The sequence below is a fragment of the Clostridiales bacterium genome (assembly GCA_018333995.1).
In the GTDB taxonomy this organism is placed as follows: Bacteria; Actinomycetota; Coriobacteriia; order Anaerosomatales; family SLCP01; genus JAGXSG01.
Map to the genome: position 1 here is coordinate 22678 of JAGXSG010000012.1, position 20882 is coordinate 43559.

General features: G+C 64.1%; 18 protein-coding genes. 14 read left to right on the plus strand and 4 right to left on the minus strand.

Going from position 1 to position 20882, the window contains the following annotated elements; genetic code table 11:
• Window positions 1-32 precede the first annotated feature (32 nt).
• The 6 genes from KGZ40_04105 to KGZ40_04130 all read left to right on the plus strand — a co-directional run bounded on the left by KGZ40_04105 (window position 33) and on the right by KGZ40_04130 (window position 7357).
• Entirely contained in the window at window positions 33-1073 is a 1041-nt protein-coding gene (locus tag KGZ40_04105) for a YchF family ATPase (protein ID MBS3956698.1), read from the plus strand.
• 206 nt (window positions 1074-1279) lie between these two features.
• The gene (locus tag KGZ40_04110) at window positions 1280-1567 is read left to right on the plus strand and encodes a chorismate mutase (GenBank protein ID MBS3956699.1); all 288 of its coding nucleotides are present in this window, start codon (window positions 1280-1282) and stop codon (window positions 1565-1567) included.
• Window positions 1564-2373 carry a 3-deoxy-7-phosphoheptulonate synthase gene (gene aroF, locus KGZ40_04115; GenBank protein MBS3956700.1) on the plus strand — a complete coding sequence of 270 codons (810 nt, stop codon included), beginning with the start codon at window positions 1564-1566 and terminating at the stop codon, window positions 2371-2373. Before KGZ40_04110 ends, aroF begins: the two co-directional genes overlap by 4 nt.
• Window positions 2374-2730: 357 nt before the next feature.
• Window positions 2731-4998, plus strand: coding sequence for a UvrD-helicase domain-containing protein (locus KGZ40_04120; GenBank protein MBS3956701.1), 2268 nt, complete (start codon window positions 2731-2733; stop codon window positions 4996-4998).
• Between the two features lie 37 nt (window positions 4999-5035).
• Entirely contained in the window at window positions 5036-6661 is a 1626-nt protein-coding gene (locus KGZ40_04125; protein ID MBS3956702.1) for a putative manganese-dependent inorganic diphosphatase, read from the plus strand.
• 9 nt (window positions 6662-6670) lie between these two features.
• Window positions 6671-7357: a phosphatase PAP2 family protein gene (locus tag KGZ40_04130; protein MBS3956703.1), complete on the plus strand. Its 687-nt coding sequence runs from the start codon at window positions 6671-6673 to the stop codon at window positions 7355-7357.
• Between the two features lie 51 nt (window positions 7358-7408).
• On the opposite strand, the gene KGZ40_04135 is transcribed toward KGZ40_04130, so the two are convergent.
• Both KGZ40_04135 and KGZ40_04140 read right to left on the minus strand, forming a co-directional pair.
• The gene (locus KGZ40_04135) at window positions 7409-8773 is read right to left on the minus strand and encodes a hypothetical protein (protein ID MBS3956704.1); all 1365 of its coding nucleotides are present in this window, start codon (window positions 8771-8773) and stop codon (window positions 7409-7411) included.
• A gap of 8 nt (window positions 8774-8781) precedes the next feature.
• A complete protein-coding gene (locus KGZ40_04140; GenBank protein ID MBS3956705.1) occupies window positions 8782-9510 on the minus strand; it encodes a response regulator transcription factor in 729 nt (242 codons plus the stop codon).
• Between the two features lie 212 nt (window positions 9511-9722).
• Here KGZ40_04140 and KGZ40_04145 point away from each other — a divergent pair, with 212 nt between their 5' ends.
• The 4 genes from KGZ40_04145 to pstB are packed head-to-tail and all read left to right on the plus strand — an operon-like array spanning window position 9723 to window position 13200.
• Entirely contained in the window at window positions 9723-10607 is an 885-nt protein-coding gene (locus KGZ40_04145) for a phosphate ABC transporter substrate-binding protein (protein ID MBS3956706.1), read from the plus strand.
• A gap of 3 nt (window positions 10608-10610) precedes the next feature.
• Entirely contained in the window at window positions 10611-11543 is a 933-nt protein-coding gene (gene pstC, locus KGZ40_04150; GenBank protein ID MBS3956707.1) for a phosphate ABC transporter permease subunit PstC, read from the plus strand.
• An 11-nt stretch (window positions 11544-11554) separates the two neighbouring features.
• The gene (gene pstA, locus KGZ40_04155; protein MBS3956708.1) at window positions 11555-12403 is read left to right on the plus strand and encodes a phosphate ABC transporter permease PstA; all 849 of its coding nucleotides are present in this window, start codon (window positions 11555-11557) and stop codon (window positions 12401-12403) included.
• Window positions 12397-13200: a phosphate ABC transporter ATP-binding protein gene (pstB, locus tag KGZ40_04160; GenBank protein ID MBS3956709.1), complete on the plus strand. Its 804-nt coding sequence runs from the start codon at window positions 12397-12399 to the stop codon at window positions 13198-13200. Before pstA ends, pstB begins: the two co-directional genes overlap by 7 nt.
• Before the next feature lie 169 nt (window positions 13201-13369).
• Here the strand turns inward: pstB and KGZ40_04165 are convergent, their stop codons facing one another.
• Window positions 13370-14134 (minus strand): SDR family oxidoreductase, encoded by a 765-nt coding sequence (locus KGZ40_04165; protein MBS3956710.1) that lies wholly within the window; start codon window positions 14132-14134, stop codon window positions 13370-13372.
• A gap of 92 nt (window positions 14135-14226) precedes the next feature.
• On the opposite strand from KGZ40_04165, the gene KGZ40_04170 reads away from it, so the two are divergent.
• Genes KGZ40_04170 through KGZ40_04180 form a run of 3 tightly spaced genes read left to right on the plus strand, consistent with a single transcriptional unit; the run spans window position 14227 to window position 17959 of the window.
• On the plus strand, window positions 14227-15027 hold the full coding sequence (locus KGZ40_04170) for an N-formylglutamate amidohydrolase (GenBank protein ID MBS3956711.1): 801 nt from the start codon (window positions 14227-14229) through the stop codon (window positions 15025-15027).
• Window positions 15024-16919 (plus strand): DUF1704 domain-containing protein, encoded by a 1896-nt coding sequence (locus tag KGZ40_04175; GenBank protein MBS3956712.1) that lies wholly within the window; start codon window positions 15024-15026, stop codon window positions 16917-16919. Before KGZ40_04170 ends, KGZ40_04175 begins: the two co-directional genes overlap by 4 nt.
• On the plus strand, window positions 16916-17959 hold the full coding sequence (locus KGZ40_04180) for a glutathione synthase (GenBank protein ID MBS3956713.1): 1044 nt from the start codon (window positions 16916-16918) through the stop codon (window positions 17957-17959). Before KGZ40_04175 ends, KGZ40_04180 begins: the two co-directional genes overlap by 4 nt.
• Before the next feature lie 12 nt (window positions 17960-17971).
• Here the strand turns inward: KGZ40_04180 and gdhA are convergent, their stop codons facing one another.
• On the minus strand, window positions 17972-19333 hold the full coding sequence (gene gdhA / locus KGZ40_04185; GenBank protein MBS3956714.1) for an NADP-specific glutamate dehydrogenase: 1362 nt from the start codon (window positions 19331-19333) through the stop codon (window positions 17972-17974).
• Between the two features lie 127 nt (window positions 19334-19460).
• On the opposite strand from gdhA, the gene KGZ40_04190 reads away from it, so the two are divergent.
• Window positions 19461-20789 (plus strand): glutamine synthetase, encoded by a 1329-nt coding sequence (locus tag KGZ40_04190; GenBank protein MBS3956715.1) that lies wholly within the window; start codon window positions 19461-19463, stop codon window positions 20787-20789.
• Window positions 20790-20882 lie beyond the last annotated feature (93 nt).

A 20882-nucleotide genomic window follows, 5' to 3' on the forward strand; every position in this document is an offset into this window, starting at 1 on the left:
CCATCTCCGCAGGACGGACAGGTGAGACAGGGATGAAGATCGGGCTCGTCGGCTTCGCCGGCTCGGGCAAGACCACAGTGTTCAACACGATGACCGGCTTCGACGTGCCGGTCGGGTACGGCGGCGAGGTGCGCCTCGGCACCGTGCGTGTGCCCGACGAGCGGATCGACCGGCTCTCAGCGATGTTCAGTCCTAAGAAGACCACGTACGCCGAGATGACCTTCTGCGACATCCCCGGCGAGCACGGAGCGGAGCGTGCGGGTCTCTCGACGCGCGCGCTCACGACCATCCGTGAGCAGGAGGCCCTCGCGCTCGTGCTCCGCGACTTCGACAACCCGGCGGTCGAGGGTCACGCCGACCCGCTGCGGGACCTGAACGCGTTCTCCGACGAGTGCATCCTCGCGGACCTCGGGATCGTCGAGGGGCTGCTCGTTCGGGCGCGCAAGGAGAATCTGTCGCAGACCGACCGCGACCGCCTCGAGCGAATGCAGGGCGTGCTCGAAGACGGCAGGCCGCTGCGTACCCTCTCGGCCAGCGAGCTCGATCGCGGCCAGCTCAAGGGGTACCAGTTGCTCACGGACCGACCGCTGCTCGTGGTTGTGAACCGGGACGAGGACCGCGCCGCCGAGCCGCTGCCGGGCGACCTGGAGCCGCGCATCGACGAGTTGGGTGCTGCCGGCCTCGCACTCTCGGCGAGCGTGGAGGCGGAGATCGCCGCGCTCGACCCCGGCGATCAGGCCGCCTTCCTCGAGGATCTCGGCCTTGCCGAGCCAGCGCTCGCTCGCTTCATTCGGACCGCGTACGGGCTCCTCGACCTCATCAGCTTCTTCACGGTAGGCGAGGACGAGGTGCGCGCCTGGACGATAGCGCGCGGCATGACTGCCCGCGCAGCCGCCGGCAAGATCCACTCCGACCTTGAGCGGGGCTTTATCCGGGCCGAGGTCATGCCCTACGACGTGTTCATCGCCCACGGGAGTGAGCACGCCGTCAAAGAGGCGGGGTTGCTGCGCGTCGAGGGCAAGGACTACATCGTCGCGGACGGCGATATCCTTCACGTGCGCTTTAACGTGTGAGACACCCTGGTCCAGAGGTAAGAGGGCGGCACCGATTGCGGATCGCGTGCTGGTGAAGGAGCGGTCATCCGGCCCCGACTACGCGATTAGTGAGTGTATCGTAGTCGCGGCCAGGTCAACGCTGCGACATGCGCCGTGCTTCGTCGTACAATACCCAGACACCGCAAGCCCGCGGTACGGTTCGACCACGCAAGGGGGAACCCGAGATGACCGACCAGCCATCGGCCGAGGCCACCGAGCAGATCGCGCAACACCGTGAGCGCATCGACGCGATCGACTGCCAGATCGTGCGGCTCTTAAACGAGCGTGCCACTGAGGCACTTGCCATTCGCAGCCTCAAGCCCCACGTGCACTGGAGCTTGTACGACCCCAAGCGCGAAGAGGAGATCTTTGCCAACCTCGCGCGCTGCAACGAGGGCCCTCTTTATGGCGAGAACCTTCGCGAGATCTACGAGGCGATACTTCACGTGATGAAGGAGTTGAGGGACCGATGATCGCCGAGGAGGCTCCAGGACTCGCGCGCGCAGTAGGCGCGATCGCTCGAGATAGGGGCATGACGATCATTGCCGGCCCGTGCTCAGTGGAGAGCCGCGAGCAGATGCGCGAGGTAGCCTCGACGCTCATGGAGCTCGGCGTGCGGGTGATGCGCGGTGGCGCGTACAAACCGCGCACGTCGCCCTTCTCGTTCCAGGGCCTTGAGGAAAAGGGCCTAGAGCTCATGCGTGAGGCCGCCGATGAGTTTGGCTTGCTCGTGGTGACAGAGGTCGTGGACTCGGCGCACATCGAGATCGTAGACGCGTACGCTGATATCCTTCAGGTGGGCACGCGAAACATGGCGAATTTCTCACTCCTCAAAAAGATCGGTGAGGTGACCGCGGAGTCGCGCAAGCCGGTAGTGTTCAAGCGCGGCATGGCGGCGACGATCGAGGAGTGGCTCCAAGCGAGCAACTACATCACGATGAGCGGCAACGAAAACGTGATCCTGTGCGAGCGGGGAATCCGCACGTTTGAGACGGCGACCCGCTTCACGCTTGACATAAGCGCGGTTCCGGTGGTCAAGAAGCTCTCGCTCCTGCCGATCATCGTGGATGTGTCACACCCTACCGGCTCTGCTGATCTCGTGCCAGCGGTCTCCCGTGCTTCGGTAGCGGTGGGGGCCGACGGCATAATGGTCGAGGCGCACCCCAACCCGCGCGAAGCGCTCTGTGACGGTCCGCAATCGCTCGACATGGCGGGACTTCGCGCACTCGTGGATGATCTTGCTGGTATCGCGAACGCGGTTGGCAAGGCGCTCACTTAGTTGAGTTTGGCCGCCGTGGCGTCCATGCGTTCGCGGCAGGATGGCGCGTGCGACTCGGGAGCTGAAGCGTGATGGCAAGCGGCACCGCGAGGTTCTGCGCGCACTGCGGCGCGGTAGGTGCGCGGCGGTGCGGCGCGTGTCATGTGTGCGGGCTGTCCGTGTGCGACCGGTGCGGCAACATCCAGTTCACCAAGGGTGAGAGACGCCCCGTGCATGACTCGTGCCTCAAGGAGACCAGCGACTCGTTCTCGATGATCAAATTCGTGAAGTAGCGAGCGCGGTGCGTGGAAGCCCATCGCACAATGGCGTACGGCAGCCCTTCCGTGCCTCACCTCTACCCGCTACACTGGCTCTCCCATGACCATCGATCTTCTCACTCTCAACCCTGCCCAGCGTGACGCGGCGCTCACGACGGAAGGCCCCCTTCTCGTGCTGGCCGGCGCTGGCTCGGGAAAGACGCGCGTGCTCACGCATCGCATCGCGCGCCTCGTCGGAGAACTCGGCGTCTCAGCTGCCGAGATCCTCGCCATCACTTTCACCAACAAGGCAGCCGAGGAGATGCGTTCGCGCCTGGGCGCGCTCTGCGGTCCGTGCGTGCGGGCAATGTGGGTACTCACGTTCCACGCGATGTGTGTGCGGATGCTGCGCGCGGATGCCGCACGGGTGGGCCTCATTCGCACGTTCACCATCTACGACACTGACGACGCGAAGCGCATGATCGCGGCCGTGATGGCCGAGCTTTCCTACGATCCCAAGCGGTACCCCGCCAACGCGATCATGAACCGAATCTCGGCCGCGAAAAGCGAACTTATCGAGCCCGCACAGTTCGCCCAGGCGGCGGTGAGCCCGCTTGACAAGGCGGCGGCGAAGGTCTTCCCGCTCTACCGCGCGCGAATGCGCGAGGCAAACGCGCTCGACTTTGACGACCTGCTCGTCGAGGCGCACCGTCTCCTCGCCGAGCACCCTGATGTTCTCTCGGCGTACCAGAAGCGCTTCCGCTACCTCCACGTCGACGAGTACCAGGACACCAATCACGCGCAGTATCGCATCGTGAACCTGCTCGCGGCGCGCCATCGCAATCTCATGGTGGTCGGCGACGACGACCAGTCGATCTACGGTTGGCGAGGTGCGGATATCGGCAACATTCTCGATTTCGAGCGCGACTACCCGGAAGCGACCGTCGTCAAGCTCGAGCAGAACTATCGTTCGACGGCGACGATCCTCGCCGCGGCCAACGCGGTAGTCGCCAACAACGCTGGGCGCAAACCCAAGACGCTGTGGACCGCGAACGTCGGCGGGGAGTCGATTAGCCGCTACCACGCGAGCGATGAGCGCGATGAGGCCCGTTTCGTCGCGACCGAAATCGAGCGCTTGCTGCGCGAAGACGGCCGCTCCTACGCCGATGCGGCCGTCTTCTATCGCACGAACGCCCAATCGCGCGTGCTCGAGGACACGTTCCTGCGCGCCGGCGTACCCTACCAGATCGTGGGCGGTACACGATTCTTCGACCGCGCCGAGATCCGGGATGTCATGGCGTACGTGCGCGCGGTGGTGAATCCCGCCGACGAGGTTGCGCTCAAGCGCGTCGTGAACAAGCCCAAACGCGGCATTGGGGCGTCGACGATAGACAAGATCGAGTACGAGCGGATACGCACCGGCATGGGGTTTGAAGACGCGATGCGCACCGCGGTGACCGCCGAGTGGCTCGGAACCGGTCCGCGCAGCAAGCTCGCGGCATTCATCGAGCTCATCGAAGGGATGCGTGCGCTTGTGGCCGACGGCGGCGACCTGCGCGACTTAGTCGAGGCGATCATCGAGCGTTCCGCGCTCATCGGCGCGCTGGAGGCGGAGCGCACTATCGAAGCCGAGGGACGTATCGAAAACATCCGCGAGTTCTTTGGGGTGGTAGGAGAGTTTGCCGAGGCTCACCACGAAGCCGACTTGGCAGCCTTCATGGAGTGGGTCGCGCTGCGCACAGACATCGACACGCTCGTCGACGGCGAACGGGCGGTCACGATGATGACGATCCACTCGGCCAAAGGCCTTGAGTTCCCGGTGGTGTTCATCGTGGGCCTCGAGGACCAGATCTTCCCGCACGCCAACTCCATGCATGACGCTTCCGGTCTCGAAGAGGAGCGACGTCTCGCATACGTGGGCATCACGCGTGCCCGCGAGCGTCTCTACCTCACCCACGCGTACGCGCGTAACCTCTACGGTGCCACGCAGCACAACCCGCCGAGCCGCTTCATCGCCGAGATACCCGAGGAGCACGTAACCGCAAGCGGGCTCGGCTCTGCGGGCTTGAGTGGGGCCGGGTACGGACGCCGGGGCGCGGGCTCGCGCGGTTCCGGGCATGGCTTCGGGCCATCTGGCGCTTCTCGCGGGCTTGGTGCGGGCGAGGCCGGAGGCGGTCGTGTCTTCGGGAGCGGTCATTCCGTGCGTGCTGAGGCCGCTGCCGCGAACCCCGCGGAGTCCTTCGAGCCCGGTACCACCGTCGAGCACAAGATATTCGGACTCGGCCGCATCATCTCAGTCGACGGCGACAAGCTCACGATCGCCTTCGAAAAAGCGGGTACCAAGAAGTTACTTGCTGGTTTCGCGCCGCTGCGCAACGTGCGAGACTAGACCCCACGACCGCATCAGATCGGAGGTAGACTGACCGATGGGTCCCGTGCTTGTCTTTGGCCACAAGAACCCAGACAACGACTCCATTTGCTCGGCGGTCGCGTATGCACACCTGAAGAACCTCACCGACGCGCACAACGTTTACGTCCCGGTGCGCCTCGGGGCGGTGGCCCCGGAAACGGAGTGGGTGTTCGCGCGCTTTGGTGTGGCGCTGCCCGAGGAGATCATCCACGTGCGTACCCGCGTTCGTGACGTCATGACCACGGATGTCGTCACGGTCGGCGCGGACACGACGATGCTCGACGTCGGCCGCATCATGCGCGAGCACAATGTCCGTGCGTTGCCGGTGGTGGAGGACGGAGTCGTCCGCGGCCTCGTCAATCAGCGGATCCTCGCGGAAGCGTACCTCAGCGAGACCGAGATGCGCGGCTTCGCGGATGTGTCCGTGACCGTGGGCCACCTCGTCGATGTACTCGATGGCGAGTTGCTTGCAGGTGATGCCGCAGCGACCCTTTCGGGCAACGTGCTGATCGGGGCCATGGAGCCGGAGACGATGCGCGGATACATCAGCCCTGGCGACACCATCATCGTGGGAGACCGTCGCCGCACCCAGCCTATGGCTCTCCAAGCGGGCATTGCATGCCTCATCGTGAGCGGGGGCCACAGGCCTGCCGCCGACGTGCTCACCCTCGCCGCCGAGAAGGGCGCGGCCGTCATCGCAACGCACCACGACACGTTTGGTACCGCCCGGCTCGTCAATCTCTCGCACACCGTCGCCGACATCATGGACACCGACATCCTCACCTTCCATCCCGACACACTCCTCGCCGAGGCGGTCGAGGATTTGTTTGGCTCGACGCATCGCGAGGCCCTCGTGCTCGACACGGAGCGCCGTGTCGCCGGCATTCTGACGCGCACTAACGTTGTGCGGGGCGATCGCCGGCGTGTGGTGCTTGTCGATCACAATGAAGTCGCGCAGTCGGCGCCTGGGGTCGAGGAGGCGGCGGTCATCGAGGTCGTCGATCACCACCGGATCGGTGACATCCAGACGACCGGCCCCATCCTGTTCCTCAACATCCCGGTGGGGGCGACCGCGACGATCGTCGCGCTGCGCTACGAGGAACTCGGCGTGAGCATACCGGTCGCTATGGCCGGGATCCTGCTCGCCGCCGTTCTCACCGATACGGTCCTGCTCAAATCACCCACCACCACCGATACAGATCGTGCTGTGGCCGAACGGCTCGCGCGCAGGGTCGGGGTTGACGCGGCGGAGTTTGGGATGGAGATGTTTCGCGCTCGGGGGGCCGGGCGGGCGTTTTCCGCAGAGCGCGTGGTGAAGGCCGATCTCAAGGAGTATCGTGCCGGCGACAATCTGACGGCGATCGGCCAGATCGAGACGGTCGACATCGCCGAGGTGATGGAGCACGTAGGTGAGGTCAGGCGCGTGATGGAGTCACTTCGCGAGGCGCGCGGATACGACCTCGTACTGCTCATGGTGACCGATGTGGTGCGCGAGGGTAGCGAGATCATTGCGGCCGGGAATATCCGGCTAGCCGAGCGCGCGCTCGGCATCTCGCTCGATGGCGGCTCCGCATGGATGGAGGGCGTGCTCTCCCGGAAGAAGCAGGTCGCGGCCCGGCTCGTCGACGCCGCCGGAGCGTAGGAGGCTACGATGAACGGTCGTCCGCGCTCACTCAAGGGAGTCAACCCGTGGAGTCGCGACCTGGGGCCGGGCTTGGCCGTCGTGGCGGCTGGCGTGGCGTTAGTGCTTTTCCTTGGGCTGACTGCGGCGATTCTGCTATTTCCCGCATTCCAACAGACCGATCAGCGCATCTCGGCGGCAGTGCGCGACGTGCAGGTGCCGGGGCTCATCGCGTTTGCGGAGTTGCTCACCACGCTCGGGGACGTTGTGGTGATGGTGTTGCTCACTGTCGTGGGAGTGTTGCTCCTGCTGCTGAAACGATGGCGAGCGGAGGCTGTGTTGCTCGCGGTGACGATGGCCGTAGGCATGGCGGCTGGCACGGTGCTCAAGGAGGTTGTTGAGCGCGCCCGGCCGGGCATCGAAATCGCACGGATACCAGTGCCGGAGTGCTACTCGTTTCCCTCGGGGCACGCGCTCGCGGCGATTCTGTTCTTCGGAGTGATCGCCTTTGTTGTGTTCGTGCGTGCGGAGCGGGTCAGCGTCAAGTTCGGCGGAATCATCGCGTGCACCCTGCTCGCGGTCGGCGTGGCACTCTCGCGCGTCTACTTAGGCGTGCATTATCTCGGCGACATCGTCGCGTCGTGGTTGCTCGGTTCAGCGTTCCTCACGGTGTTTGTGGCCGGGTATGTCTGGCGGGTTACCGCGCGCGACCGATGATAGTGGCGGAGGCCTCGGGCGCGAAGGCGGCTGTGCCGACCGCCGCGGCCCTCATCGTGCCCGCAGCAAGGTGAGGGTGAACGCCGATCCCTGGTCCGGCTCGGAGGCGACCTCTACCGATCCCGTCGAGCGTTCCGCCACGTGGCGGACGAGCGCGAGCCCGAGTCCGGTGCCGCCGCTGTTGCGCGAGCGAGCCCGATCCACGCGGTAGAAGCGTTCGAAGATTCGCGGCACGTCCTCGGAAGGAATTCCGATCCCGGTGTCTGTCACCGTCAGCCGTACGACGTCGGCGTCAGCTCCGATCGACACAGTAACCGAGCCGCTCTCTGTGTAGGTGATCGCGTTATCGAGCAGGTTGTCGAGCGCGACCGCGACGTCGGTTGGATCCGCTTTCGCGAACACGCCCTCATCACTCACCTCGGTGTCGTCGACGAGAAGCGCGAGACCCCGCTCGCTCGATGCCGCGCGGTGCCCGGCAATGGCGTTATCGACGACCGCACGGATGTCGGTCACGCTTTCCGGGGCGGGGGTAGATTCGAGCCGGGAGAGGTCGAGGAGGTCGGTCACCAGGCGGCTGAGACGGGCTGACTCCTGTTCGATCCGGCTCGCAAACGTGAGCGCCTGGTCGGTATCGCCATCCTCGGCGGCGTGCATCGCGGATTCGGCGAGCAGGTGAATCGCCGCCACGGGGGTCTTGAGCTCGTGACTTGCGTTTGCCACGAAGTCGCGGCGTACGCGCTCGAGCCGCGTGCGCTCCGTCGTGTCGCTCACGACCACGAGGGTTCGGCCGTGGCGCTCGGTGGGATTGAGGGGCATCACGACTACTCGCACGGTGCGGCCGGAAGGGTCGGGCAGGCATTCCTCGGTGGTCGCCTCGGTCGAATCGAGGTGGCCCAAGATGATGCCGCGCACGGGTGCCGGGAGCTCAGTTTCGGAAAGCTGGCGGTCACGCCATCCTCGAGCAGGCGGCCGGAACATGAGGCTCGTCGCGTTGTTCGCAAACACGATGCGATCGTCGTGGAGCAGGAGCACGGCGTCGGTAAGGCCGTCGAGGACGGCTCGAAGGTTGGCTTGCTCGGCTTCTGACTCGGCCAAACGGTCGCGCATCTGGGTTCTCAGGTCTGTGAGCGCGTCCGCGAGTTCGGCGAGTCCACCGCCGTCGAGCGGTACCGCGACCCGGAGGTTTCCCTCGGCAATCGAACGTGCTGCGGCAGAGAGGCGTTCGACGGGACTCGCCGCTCGTGCGGAAAGCCGGATCGTGAGCGCGAGCGCGCAGACGAGGGCCGTTGCGAACACGAGCCAGAAGTGTCGCGGGGACGTGACGGTCGTCAACACCCAGCCCGATACGAGCACACCCGCGACCGCGAGGATGCCGGCCGTCAGACGCGCCCGGTACGAGCCGATACGGCGGCGCACAGTGGTGATCACCCTCCGGCGTCGATTGCGTCCGTGGAGACGTCTCCTTTGGGAACCGGGTCGAATCGGTATCCCATACCATGGACGGTGTGGATGTAGTCGTACGCGCTCGGTTCCTCGACCGCTTGGCGGAGTCTGCGGATATGTACGTCGATCGTGCGCGAAGAGGGCAGGAATTCGTAGCCCCATACGTGCCGCGCCAGCCTCTCCCTTGTCTGCAACGTGCCTTCGTTACGGGCGAGCGCTACGAGCAGTTGGAACTCTTTCAACCGTAGCCTGGCGGGCTTTCCTGCCACGCTTACGCGAAGCTCGCTCGGCTCGATGTAGAGGTCCCCTGTCGCGATGGGCTCGTCGGCTGTCAGGACGGCGCGCTCGCGGACGCGGCGAAGGTTTGCCCGGACACGGGCGAGAAGCTCTTCCATCGAGAACGGCTTGGTCATGTAGTCGTCAGCTCCCGCGTCGAGACCGCGAACCTTGTCGCGTTCCTGGTCGAGCGCGGTGACCATTATGATCGCCGTCTGCGAGTCGACTTTACGGAACTGCTCGGCGAAGGAGTAGCCGTCTGTGCCGGGCAACATGATGTCGAGGATGATTACGTCAGGTGGCTCCTCGCGGGCGATCTGCAACGCTTGATAACCGTCGGGGCAAAGGGTGGCGTCGAACCCCGCGCGCCGCAATGCGTACTCGACCGTCTGGCCGATGATGGGATCGTCTTCAACGACGAGGACTCGTGCCATGCTCTGGTCGGTCCTTCCGGTAGGGGGCGGACACGCACATCTTTGCACGGCTTGCGCACGATACAATCCAGTGTAACAATAGTTTTACTCATTGCTTACCGGAGTTTACAAAGGTGCAACCAAACCACCCCTCTTTTCACCATAGCATTCATGTAACCGCCGGACCGATTCCGGTGGGGTGCGTGGCATACTACGGTAAGGAGAGGTATTAAGTGAAAGCGAAGAAGCTATTTTCGTTCGCGCTTGTCGCGGTGCTCTCACTCGGAGTGATGGGCCTCGCGGGGTGTGGCACTGGCACTACGAATGAGCCCGCAGGAGACACTTCGGCCGAGGAACTCACCGGCTCGATCACCGTGGGCGGCTCGGACACGATGGTAAACCTTGCTCAGGCACTCGCCGAGGTCTTCATGGATGAGAACGCTGGTGTCGACATCTCGGTAACCGGTGGCGGCACCGGTACGGGTATCGCCGCGCTTATCAACGGCACCGTTGATTTCGCGAATGGCTCCCGCCCGATGAAGGACGAGGAGAAGGTCGAGGCCGAGGCCGCCAATGGTAGCGCGCCGGTCGAGTACACCGTGGCCTACGATGGTATCGCCGTGATTGTGAACCCCGCGCTCGGTGTCGACGGTCTCACCCTCGCTCAGCTCGGCGCGATCTACCGCGGCGAGATCGTCAACTGGAGCGAGGTGGGCGGTCCCGATAAGGAAATCGTGGTGCTCTCGCGTGATAGCGCGTCAGGCACGTATGAATTCTTCCTCGAGACGGTCGTACAGGCCGAAGACGAGGAAGCCCTATACGCCACGACCGCGCGCCTCCTGCCCTCCACGCAGGCTATCGTCGATGAGACCGTCGCCAACGACGGCGCTATCGGATACGTGGGACTTGGCTACGTTGTTCCGGAGGTGGAGGTGCTCGAGATCGATGGTGTCGCGGCGAGCGCCGGCGTTGTCAAAGACGGTAGCTACACGATTGCCCGTCCGCTGTTCATGTATGCCGCCGTCGAACCGGATGGCGCGGCGCAGGTGTTCATCGAGTGGATCCTCGGTGATGGTCAGGCGGTCGTTGAGGAGCTCGGCTTTGTGACGGTCCAGTAACTGATGAAATCGCCCTTCTTCGAGAAGCGGCGCGGCGGCCGTGTCGGCCGTCCGGTTTCAAGCCGGGCGGCCGACGGGCTTGTCAAGCGCTTGATTGTAATAAACGGGTGGGTTGCGATCGTCATCCTCGCCGCGATATTCGTATTCCTCGCCTTAAACTCGCAGCGGGCTCTTGGCGAGACGGGTTTTCTCACGATGATTACCGGGACGCAGTGGTTTCCGACCATAGACGTACCCCGATTCGGTTTTGTACCTTTGATCGCGGGCTCGGCGCTGGTGACCTTTACCGCGCTTTTCCTGTCCGTGCCAGTGAGTCTTGCGGCCGCGGTGTACATCTCGGAGTTCGCGCCCGGCACCGTAAAAGAGGTCGCAAAGGCGATAACTGAGTTCATGGCGGCGGTGCCCTCAGTCGTCTACGGGTTCATCGGCCTTGCGGTTGTTGTTCCGTGGGTCAAGGAGACGTTCGAGCTCGCCAGCGGGTTTTCCGCGCTTTCCGCAGGCATCGTGCTCGCCTTCATGATCGCACCCACGATCGTGTCGATATCGGAAGACGCGCTGCACGCGGTCCCCGATTCCCTTAGGCAAGGTTCGCTTGCGCTCGGCAACACACGCTGGCAGACGACGTACAAGGTTGTGCTACCCTCGGCGTCTTCCGGAGTGCTCGCCGCCGTGATGCTCGGCATGGGCCGCGCTATCGGCGAGACGATGGCGGTTCTCATGCTCACCGGAAACGCGGCCGTGATTCCGGGTTCGGTGTTTGACTCGGTGCGCACCATCACCGGTACGATCGCCGCCGAGATGGGCAACGCCGTTCAGGGCGGTCTTCATCAATCGGCACTCTTCAACCTCGGCCTCGTGCTGTTCTCGATGACGTTCGTGATCAACCTCATCGCCGACCTGGTGCTTGAGAAGCAGCGCAGGAGGTGGCAGCGGTGAGGAGTGAACGGATCAGGAACGCCCGCATCATCCAGACGCTCGCTATCGGGATTACGGGGGCGGCCGCGGCGTTCATCGTGGGCGCCGCACTCTTTCTCCTTGTGACCATCATCATGCGAGGTGCTCCGGCTATCAGCTGGGAGTTTCTCACCGAGGCCCCCAGGGGGCAGATGAAGGAAGGCGGCATCTTCCCGGTCATCGTGGGGACGCTCGCACTCACCCTCGGGACCGCGGCGATCAGCCTCCCGATTGGGATATCGGCAGGGATATTCCTGTCCGAGTACGCCGGGCGCGGGAAAACCACGCGGCTCGTCCGCCTGGCGATCAGCAACATGGCCGGCGTGCCGTCGATTGTCTACGGTTTGTTTGGCCTTGCGCTCTTTGTCAACCTCGCCGGCCTCGGCAAGTCAATCATCGCCGGTGCCCTGACCCTTGCCTGTCTCACGCTCCCGGTCATCATCACCGCGACTGAGGAGGCGCTCAGGCAGGTACCGTCGGACTTGCGCCAGGCATCGCTCGCGCTCGGTGCGACCCGGTGGCGTACCATCTACAGGATCGTGCTTCCCGCCGCCGCGCCTGGTATTGTGACTGGCTCGATACTTGGGCTGTCACGTGCCGCGGGGGAGACGGCACCGATCCTGTTCACCGCTGTGGCATATTACAAGCGGCAGTTGCCCGAAACGATCTTCACCGACGTGATGGCGTTGCCGTATCACATCTTCATACTGGCTACCCAGGTGACCGGCCGACCGGTCGACATCGTGTGGGGCACCGCTCTGGTGCTCGTGGCGGGCGTGACGGCGGTCAGTGTCGTGGCGGCAGTGTGGCGCTCCAATCAGCGAAGAAGGGTGAGATGGTGACCGATTCCCCACGAAACGACGCGCGCGCGGGCAGTTTCGAACTGTCGGACGTGTCCGTCACGTACGGTCGCGAGACGGCGATCGCGGGTGTGACGATGCACATTTCGCCACGGGCGGTCACCGCGCTCATCGGTCCGTCTGGATGTGGCAAGTCGACACTTCTGCGATGCCTCAATCGCATGAACGACGAGATCAGTAGCGCCTTGGTGGATGGCGTCATCTTGCTCGATGGCAATAACATCTACGCCAAAGAGATGGATCCGGTGGAGCTCCGGACTCGCGTGGGCCAGGTTTTTCAGAAGCCCAACCCGTTTCCGATGAACATCTACGACAATGTCGCGTATGGTCCGCGGACGCAGGGTATTCGCAAGCGTTCAGAGCTTGACGAGGTGGTCGAGCGGTCGCTTGTGCGCGCGGCGCTCTGGGGCGAAGTGAAGAAGGACCTCCGCAAGCATGCGTTCGAGCTCTCTGGAGGGCAACAGCAGCGCTTGTGCATCGCGCGGGCACTTGCGACGCAACCCGATGTGATCTTGATGGACGAACCGGCGTCATCGCTCGATCCGATCTCGACTCAACAGGTTGAAGACACCATCGAAGAGCTCAAGACGTCGGTCACGATCGTCATCGTCACGCATAACATGCAGCAAGCGGCGCGTATCTCGGACAAGACAGCGTTCATGCTCAGGGAGAGCATGGACGAGCCCGCGCAACTTGTTGAGATCGGCGACACGCGCGCGATGTTCACGAACCCTGGCGACAAGAGGACCGAGGCGTACATCACCGGACGCTTTGGCTGATCTGAAGTCACTTTCCAAAACGACAACAGGACGCGCCGAGGGGGGAAGGCGCGTCCTGTCATGTCGTGAGCCGCGTTGCCCGCCTCCGAGGGGGGGAGGAGGAGACGGGTCGCAGTGCTCTGAACGTACGATACAGCAAAGTATGTGCCGGTTCAAAAGTTCGCGTGAGTTACAGAGCCGTGAATCCGCCATCAACCGTGAGCACCGAGCCGGTCACGAACGATGCCTCGTCTGAAAGGAGCCAACTGACCGCGTGAGCGATCTCCTCGGGCGTGCCGAGGCGGTTCAACGCATGCTTGGCCGCGACGAATGAGTGTGCTTCGGATCCGGGCATGACACCGGCGTGCGCTAGCATGTCGCTGCCCACGAAGCCGGGGCTGACAGCGTTCACGCGGATGCCGTGCGCCGCGTACTCAACCGCGGCAGCCCGTGTCACACCGATGACCCCATGCTTTGCTGCCACGTACGCCGGCGCCTGAGGTATCGCCACGAGCCCGAGCACTGAGGACAGGTTCACGATCGCGCCGCCGCCAGCCGCGACCATCGCGGGGAGTTCGTAACGCATGCAGTGAAAGACGCCGTCCAAGTTCACGCTCAGCACCCTGCGCCACTCCTCAGGGTCATACTCACCCGTGATCCCCGCGCTGCCAGGGATACCGTGGTTGTTGACCGCCAGGTGCAGCGTCCCAAACGCCCCGACTGTCGCCGCAACTAGGGTTTCGCACTCCTCGGCGACAGAGACGTCGCACCGGGTGAAAGCGGCGGTGCCACCAGAGTCCAGGATCTCGCGCACCGTCCGCTCGCCACCTGGCTCGTCGACATCGGCGAGCATCACGATCGCGCCTCGCGAGGCGATCTCGAGCGCGACCGCTCGTCCGATGCCGATTGCCGCTCCGGTGACGAGGCCGACCTTACCTTCGAGGGAAGCGCTCATGGTTGTCCCTCCCAGAGTTTGCGCGAAACGTGTTGAGACCGACACCCGCCCGATGCGGACAACGAGCGACCGGTGAGGAGTATCATCGCACTATGGGTCGATTCACGCACTCTCTCGTAACGGATGGCTACGTAACGGTCGACGTCGCGCGCGGGCCTGTGGTTGCGTGCGCGATTCACGCCGGACAGTCGCTGCGTCCGTCGCTGCGTCCCTATGTCGCACTCGACCCCGCCGATCGGCTTCGCGAAGAGGACCCGCACACCGATACGATCGCACGTATCGGGGTTACGCGCGTAGTCGCCCGGCACTCCCGGTTCGAGGTCGATCTCAACCGGCCGCGTGCGGGCGCGGTCTATCGCACGCCCGAAGAAGCGTGGGGGCTCACGGTGTGGAGCGAGTCGCTCCCGGAGACCGAGATCGACCGCTCGCTGCAGCTCTACGACCGCTTCTACGACCTCATGGGGGCCCTTCTCGGCGGGATAGTGGCGCGCCACGGTGCCGCCGTCGTCTTCGACGTGCACTCGTACAACCACCGCCGAGAAGGGCCGGGGGCACCTGTCGACAGCCCGGAGTTTAACCCAGAGGTCAACATTGGGACGGGTTCGCTCGACACAGCGCGCTGGGGTCCTCTCGTAGAGGCGGTGACGAAGCGCTTTGCCGCGCGCGGCCACGACGTGCGCGAGAACGTTAGATTTCGCGGAGGGCACTTCTCGGCGTGGGCGCACGAGATCTTTCGAGGGGACGTGGCCGTTCTCGCGTTTGAGTTCAAGAAGGTGTTCATGGACGAGTGGAGCGGCGTTTGTGACCCCGCGGCCATCGAGCGAACACGCGCTTCGCTCGCTGAATGCGTCGAGTGCGCCGAGCGAGCGGTGACGGGCGGGAATGCCACGTGAGGAGGCCGCGGGAGCTCGGGGGGGAACGGATCGCGCAGATCGTCTCACGCCTCGCCTCTGAATCGCCGGTGCGCCGCTCGCTGCCGGGCTGGGGCCGTGTGCACATCGACAGGCAGCTGCCGTTTCTTGTTGTCTACCGCAAGCCGCACGATCGTCCCGACCCTGGTACGGCCCGTCTCGTGGTCGGCGGCGGGTCGTTTCTCCAGGCGAGCGGTTCACCTGCCGAGCGAGAGACGGTCGCGCAGCTCGCCGAGGCGATCGCCGCGCTCATGGGCGACATCTTCGACGCGTTCCTTATCGTTGAGGTATGGGCCGCGTCCGAGGGCGGAACGCCACCGGGAGACACGCCCGAGCCCGCGTATCGCGTCATGCATTCCGGCTCAGGCGCGCTTGATCCCACGGTCGAAGAACTCGCATCCGCACTGCGCGAGTCCCGCATCGGCCGCCGCGCTCCTGATGTCGCCACGCAGGTCCGCCGTGCTATCGCGCCACCGGGCATGCGGCCGCTCCTCGACGCGGCCGCGCTGCGCCGTGCGCGCGCGAGCATCCTCGGCCTCCAGGTCGCGCCGGTCTACCGTGCGCCTGAGGGTGGCGACCTGTACCCAGCGCTCGTCCGCCAGGTCGCTCGGCGAGTCACCGTCTCGACCGATCGCGCGGCGTACCGGTTCACCCGGACGTGCACCACCGCGCGCCCCGTGCACTATCACCAACTCGGCAGACGCGCGGTCGTCAAAGCGGTGTTCGACGTCGACGCCCGCCTCGCGGCGGTAGGCGAGAGGTTCGACGTGCTACTGCAGGTTACGCCGGTCGACACTGAGCGCGCGTTCGCCGAGTTCAAGCGTGTGCGCTTCGAGCGGGCTCCGTCCTTTCACTACCGGCCGCTTCCCGTGGACCCGGGGCGGCTCAAACACCAGTTGTGGTCGGTCCGCCCGGAACGTGTCGAGGATCCGACACTCATGCACCTGTTTCGTCGCAAGCAGATCGAGATCGACCGTCAGATCACGCTCCTCGCTGACGTAGGCAGACCCGAGTTCTTGCCGGGCAGTCTCCAACTCTACGGTGGCGTCGAGCCGGGCCTCTTCGCGCTCGCCGAGCGGCTGCTTGGTTTGCTTCCTCCCGGCCGCAAAAGGCGGGGACCGTTTCTTTCCGCCGCGGAATTCTGCGGTCTCGCCACCGCCGAGGTCCTTGCGTACCGGAGACAGACGCCCGGTTTCGGCGTGATGCCGGTCGTGCGCGACGACATCTACGCCGGACTTCTCGTGAGCAAGGGCAAGCTGCTCGTGGGTGCGGGAGCGCGCGTGCCGGTGTCGCGGGCCGACGCGCTCATCCAGCACGAGATCGGCACTCACATGGTCACCTATCACAACGGACGCGCTCAGCCGTTCAAGATGCTCTCGATCGGGCTTCCCGGCTACGAGGGATTGCAGGAAGGGTTGGCGGTCCTCGGCGAGTACCTGTGCGGAGGGCTTGACCGCGACCGGATGCGGGTACTTGCGGCCCGCGTCGTCGCGGTGCGAGCCATGGTTGATGGTGCCGGGTTCGTAGAGACGTTCCGTCTCCTGCGCGGCCACGGATTCACCCAGCGGGCCTCCTTCACGATCGCGACGCGAGTTTTTCGGGGCGGAGGGCTTACCAAGGATGCGGCGTATTTGAGGGGACTCGCGGGGATACTCGACCATATCGCGGAGGGTCGTGATCTCGATCGGTTGTTCCTCGGCAAGGTGGCCGAAGATCACCTTCCGATTATTGATGAGTTGTTACTGAGAAAAGTACTCGCACCGACGGCCATTCTACCGCGATACTTACACAGGCCGGACGTACAGACGCGGCTGGCGGACGCCGGTCGCGGAGTGACCGTGATCGACCTCGTGAAAGGGCAGAACCTCAGATGAAGATCGGCTTCCTCGTCAACGACATAGAGACCGAGCAGGCGGGGTACACGACCACGCGCATGGCGATGGCCGCGATCAATCGCGGGTGCGAGGCGTGGATCATGACGCCGGGAGACTTCGCGTACGATCCCGATGAGAAGATCAGGGCGCGCGCGAAGCACGCTCCAAAAGACAAGTACAAGTCTGGGGCCGCGTATCTGTCAGGACTCAGGGGTCCCAAGGCGCGTACCCGCCGTATCACCGTTGATGATCTCGACGTGCTCATGCTGCGAAACGACCCGGCGCAAGACGTTGCGGCTGGTTGGAGGCAGGGGGCGGGGATCGACTTCGGTCGGGTCGCGCTTCGCAACGGGGTCATCGTGCTCAACGACCCCAACGGCCTGGCGAAAGCCGCGAACAAGATGTACTTCCAGCTCTTTCCCGAAGAGGTCAGACCGCGCACTCTGATCACTCGGGACCGGGACGAGATCAAAGGGTTCATCAAGGAGGAGGGTGGCAGGGCGGTCATCAAGCCGCTGCAGGGCTCCGGCGGGCAAGGGGTGTTCCTGGTCGACCACGCTTCCGCCAAGAACGTGAACCAGATGGTTGACGCGCTCACTCGTGACGGCTACGTGATCGTGCAGGAGTACCTTGAGCAAGCCGAGGAGGGCGACACGCGACTGTTCATGATGAACGGCCAGCCGATGCGCTACAAAGGCAAGTATGCGGCGTTCCAGCGCATCCGGCAGGGCGATGACATCCGCTCCAACGTTCACGCGGGTGGACAGATCGCTCCGGCGCGTATCACCGAGGCGCACCTGCGCATTGCCGAGATCGTGCGCCCGAAGCTCGTCGCTGACGGCATGTTCCTCGTGGGCCTCGACATCGTGGGCGACAAGCTCATGGAGATCAATGTCTTTTCTCCGGGCGGGTTTGGCAGCGCGATGAAGTTCGAGAAGGTGAACTTTGCCGCGGCGATCATAGACGCGCTCGAGCGAAAGGTCGACTACATGAGCTTTTACCGTCGCCGGTTCTCCAACATCCAGATGGCGACGTTGTAAGACGCTTGGCCGCTACACGAGACCCTGATCGAGCATCGCGTCGGCGACTTTGAGGAAACCGGCGATGTTCGCGCCGGCGACGTAGTTGCCGGGCGCGCCGTACTCCTCGGCGGCGCTTACGCACGCCGCGTGGATACTCTTCATGATCGTGTGGAGGCGCTCGTCAACCTCTTCACGGCTCCAGCTTAGGCGCATGCTGTTCTGCGTCATCTCGAGCCCAGAGGTGGCCACACCGCCCGCGTTGGCCGCCTTGCCGGGGGCGTAGAGAATCCCAGCGTCGACGAAGCGGCGGATGGCGTCGGTGTTCGAGGGCATGTTCGCCCCTTCCGCGACGACCGTCACGCCGCCGGAAAGCAACTTCTCGGCGTCGGCGGCGTTGATCTCGTTTTGCGTGGCCGAGGGAAACGCGCACTGCGCCGGGATCGCCCACAGCGGGTTGTGGTCGAGTGCCGGGTCGAGAGGCGTGTAGTGTGCTGCCGGGTACTTCTCGGCGTACTCGCTGATACGCCCGCGGCGAACGTTCTTGAGCTCCATCAGGAATGCGAGCTTTTCACGGTCGATGCCCGCTTCGTCGTAGATGAAACCGCCGGAGTCGGACGCGGTGACGGCGGTACCGCCCAGGTCGAGGATCTTCTCAATAGTGTACTGGGCGACGTTGCCGCTACCCGAGACGAGGCATGTTTTGCCTTCGAGGGAGTCACCCTTTGTCGCGAGCATCTCGGCTGCGAAGTAGACGCAGCCGTATCCCGTCGCCTCCGGCCGGATGAGCGAGCCGCCCCACTTGAGTCCTTTTCCGGTGAGAACGCCGGTGAACTCGTTGCGGAGCCGCTTGTACTGACCGAACATGAAGCCGATCTCGCGGCCGCCAACACCGATGTCGCCGGCGGGCACGTCAGTGTCAGGGCCGATGTGGCGTGCGAGCTCCGTCATGAAGCTCTGGCAGAACCGCATCATCTCTGAGTCGCTCTTGCCCTTGGGGTCGAAATCCGAGCCGCCCTTGCCGCCGCCCATCGGCAGTGTGGTGAGCGCGTTCTTGTAGACCTGTTCGAAGGCGAGGAACTTCAAGATGCCGAGATTGACGGAGGGATGGAAGCGCAGGCCGCCCTTGTACGGACCGATCGCGCTGCTCATCTCGATTCGGAAGCCGCGATTGACGTGGAAGGCACCTAAGTCGTCTTGCCACGGCACCCGGAACATGATGACGCGCTCGGGCTCGACCATGCGCTCCATGATTCTTGCGTCCCGGTAGACCTTGTGACGCTCCAGCACCGCGCCGCACGATTCCACGACCTCTTCCACCGCTTGATGGAACTCGAACTCGCCGGGATCCTTCGCTTTCACGGCGGCCATGAACTCGGCAGCGTATCCAGACATCTGGAAGCCTCCTTGTATTCTTGGAAGATGCGTGCAGATTTGGGCTAGTTTAGCGTAGTGTGTTTGCGTCACGATAGAGCGTATACACAGCGAATCTCGAACGTGCTTCGACCCCCAGGGAGGGATCATGCCCCAGCAGCTCCGCCACGATGTCATCAAGACGATAAAAGACCGCAAGATCGAGTTCATCCACTTGTGGTTCACCGACGTCCTCGGTTTTCTTAAGAGCTTCACCATCGATGTCGAAGAACTCGAGATCGCGGTTACCGAGGGGATGGGCTTTGACGGAAGCTCCATCCAGGGCTTCGCGCGCATCCAGGAGTCCGACATGATCGCGCTGCCCGATCCCACAACGCTACAGATACTGCCGTGGCGACAGAAGGGTATGTTGGTGGCGACGATGTACTGCGACATCGTGCGCCCCGACGGCACGCCGTACGAGGCGGACCCGCGTCACGTTCTCAAGCGCAATCTAGCCCGCGCCGCCGAGATGGGCTTCACGATGTACGTCGGACCCGAACTTGAGTACTACTACCTCAAGAGCGACCGCGAGCCCGAGGTCCTCGATCTGGGCACGTACTTCGACCAGACCACCCGCGACCTCGCGGTAGACTTGCGAATGGATACGGTGCGCGCTCTCAAGCGCTTTGGGATCCAGGTCGAGTACAGCCACCACGAGGTCGGGCCGAGTCAGCACGAGATCGACCTGCGCTACGCGGAGGCGCTCGAGATGGCCGACAAGGTCATGACGTACCGCGTCGTGGTTAAGGAGGTCGCGCAGGAAAACGGCGTGTACGCGACGTTCATGCCTAAGCCGCTCTACGGTGAGGCAGGTAGCGGGATGCACGTTCATCAGTCGCTGTTCAAAGACGGGAAGAACTCGTTTTACGACGCGAACGACCCGCACCACCTCTCGGCAACCGCAAAGTCATATATTGCCGGCATCCTGCATCACGCTCGCGGCATGTGCGCGGTGACTAACCAGTGGGTCAACAGCTACAAACGCCTTGTTTCCGGCTTCGAAGCGCCTGTGTACGTCTGCTGGGCGCACCGCAACCGTTCGGCCCTGGTTCGCGTGCCGATGTATAAGCCTGGCAAGGAGAACGCCACTCGCATCGAGCTGCGCTCGCCGGACCCCGCATGCAACCCCTACCTCGCGTTTTCGGTGATGCTTGCGGCGGGTCTCGATGGCATCGCGCGCGGACTTGAGCTGCCGCCAGATGTCACCGACGACGTATACGAGATGAGCGACGCGCAGCGCGCCGAGCACGGCATCACGCAGCTGCCGGGCGACCTTGACGAGGCGATTGTCGAGATGGAGGCGAGTGAGCTCGTGCGCGAGGCGCTCGGCACGCCGGTCTTCGAGTGGTTCTTGCGCAACAAGAAGGCCGAGTGGTACGACTACCACACACGCGTCACGCCTTTCGAGCACGAGCGCTACCTGCCGCTGCTGTAGGGGTGGTGATGCGGGAGCGCCGGTTTTCCAGGTGGTGGCGCTAGCCGAGCCACTCACTAATCGCGCGCTCGATGCCTTCGCGGCTCGCGTCGA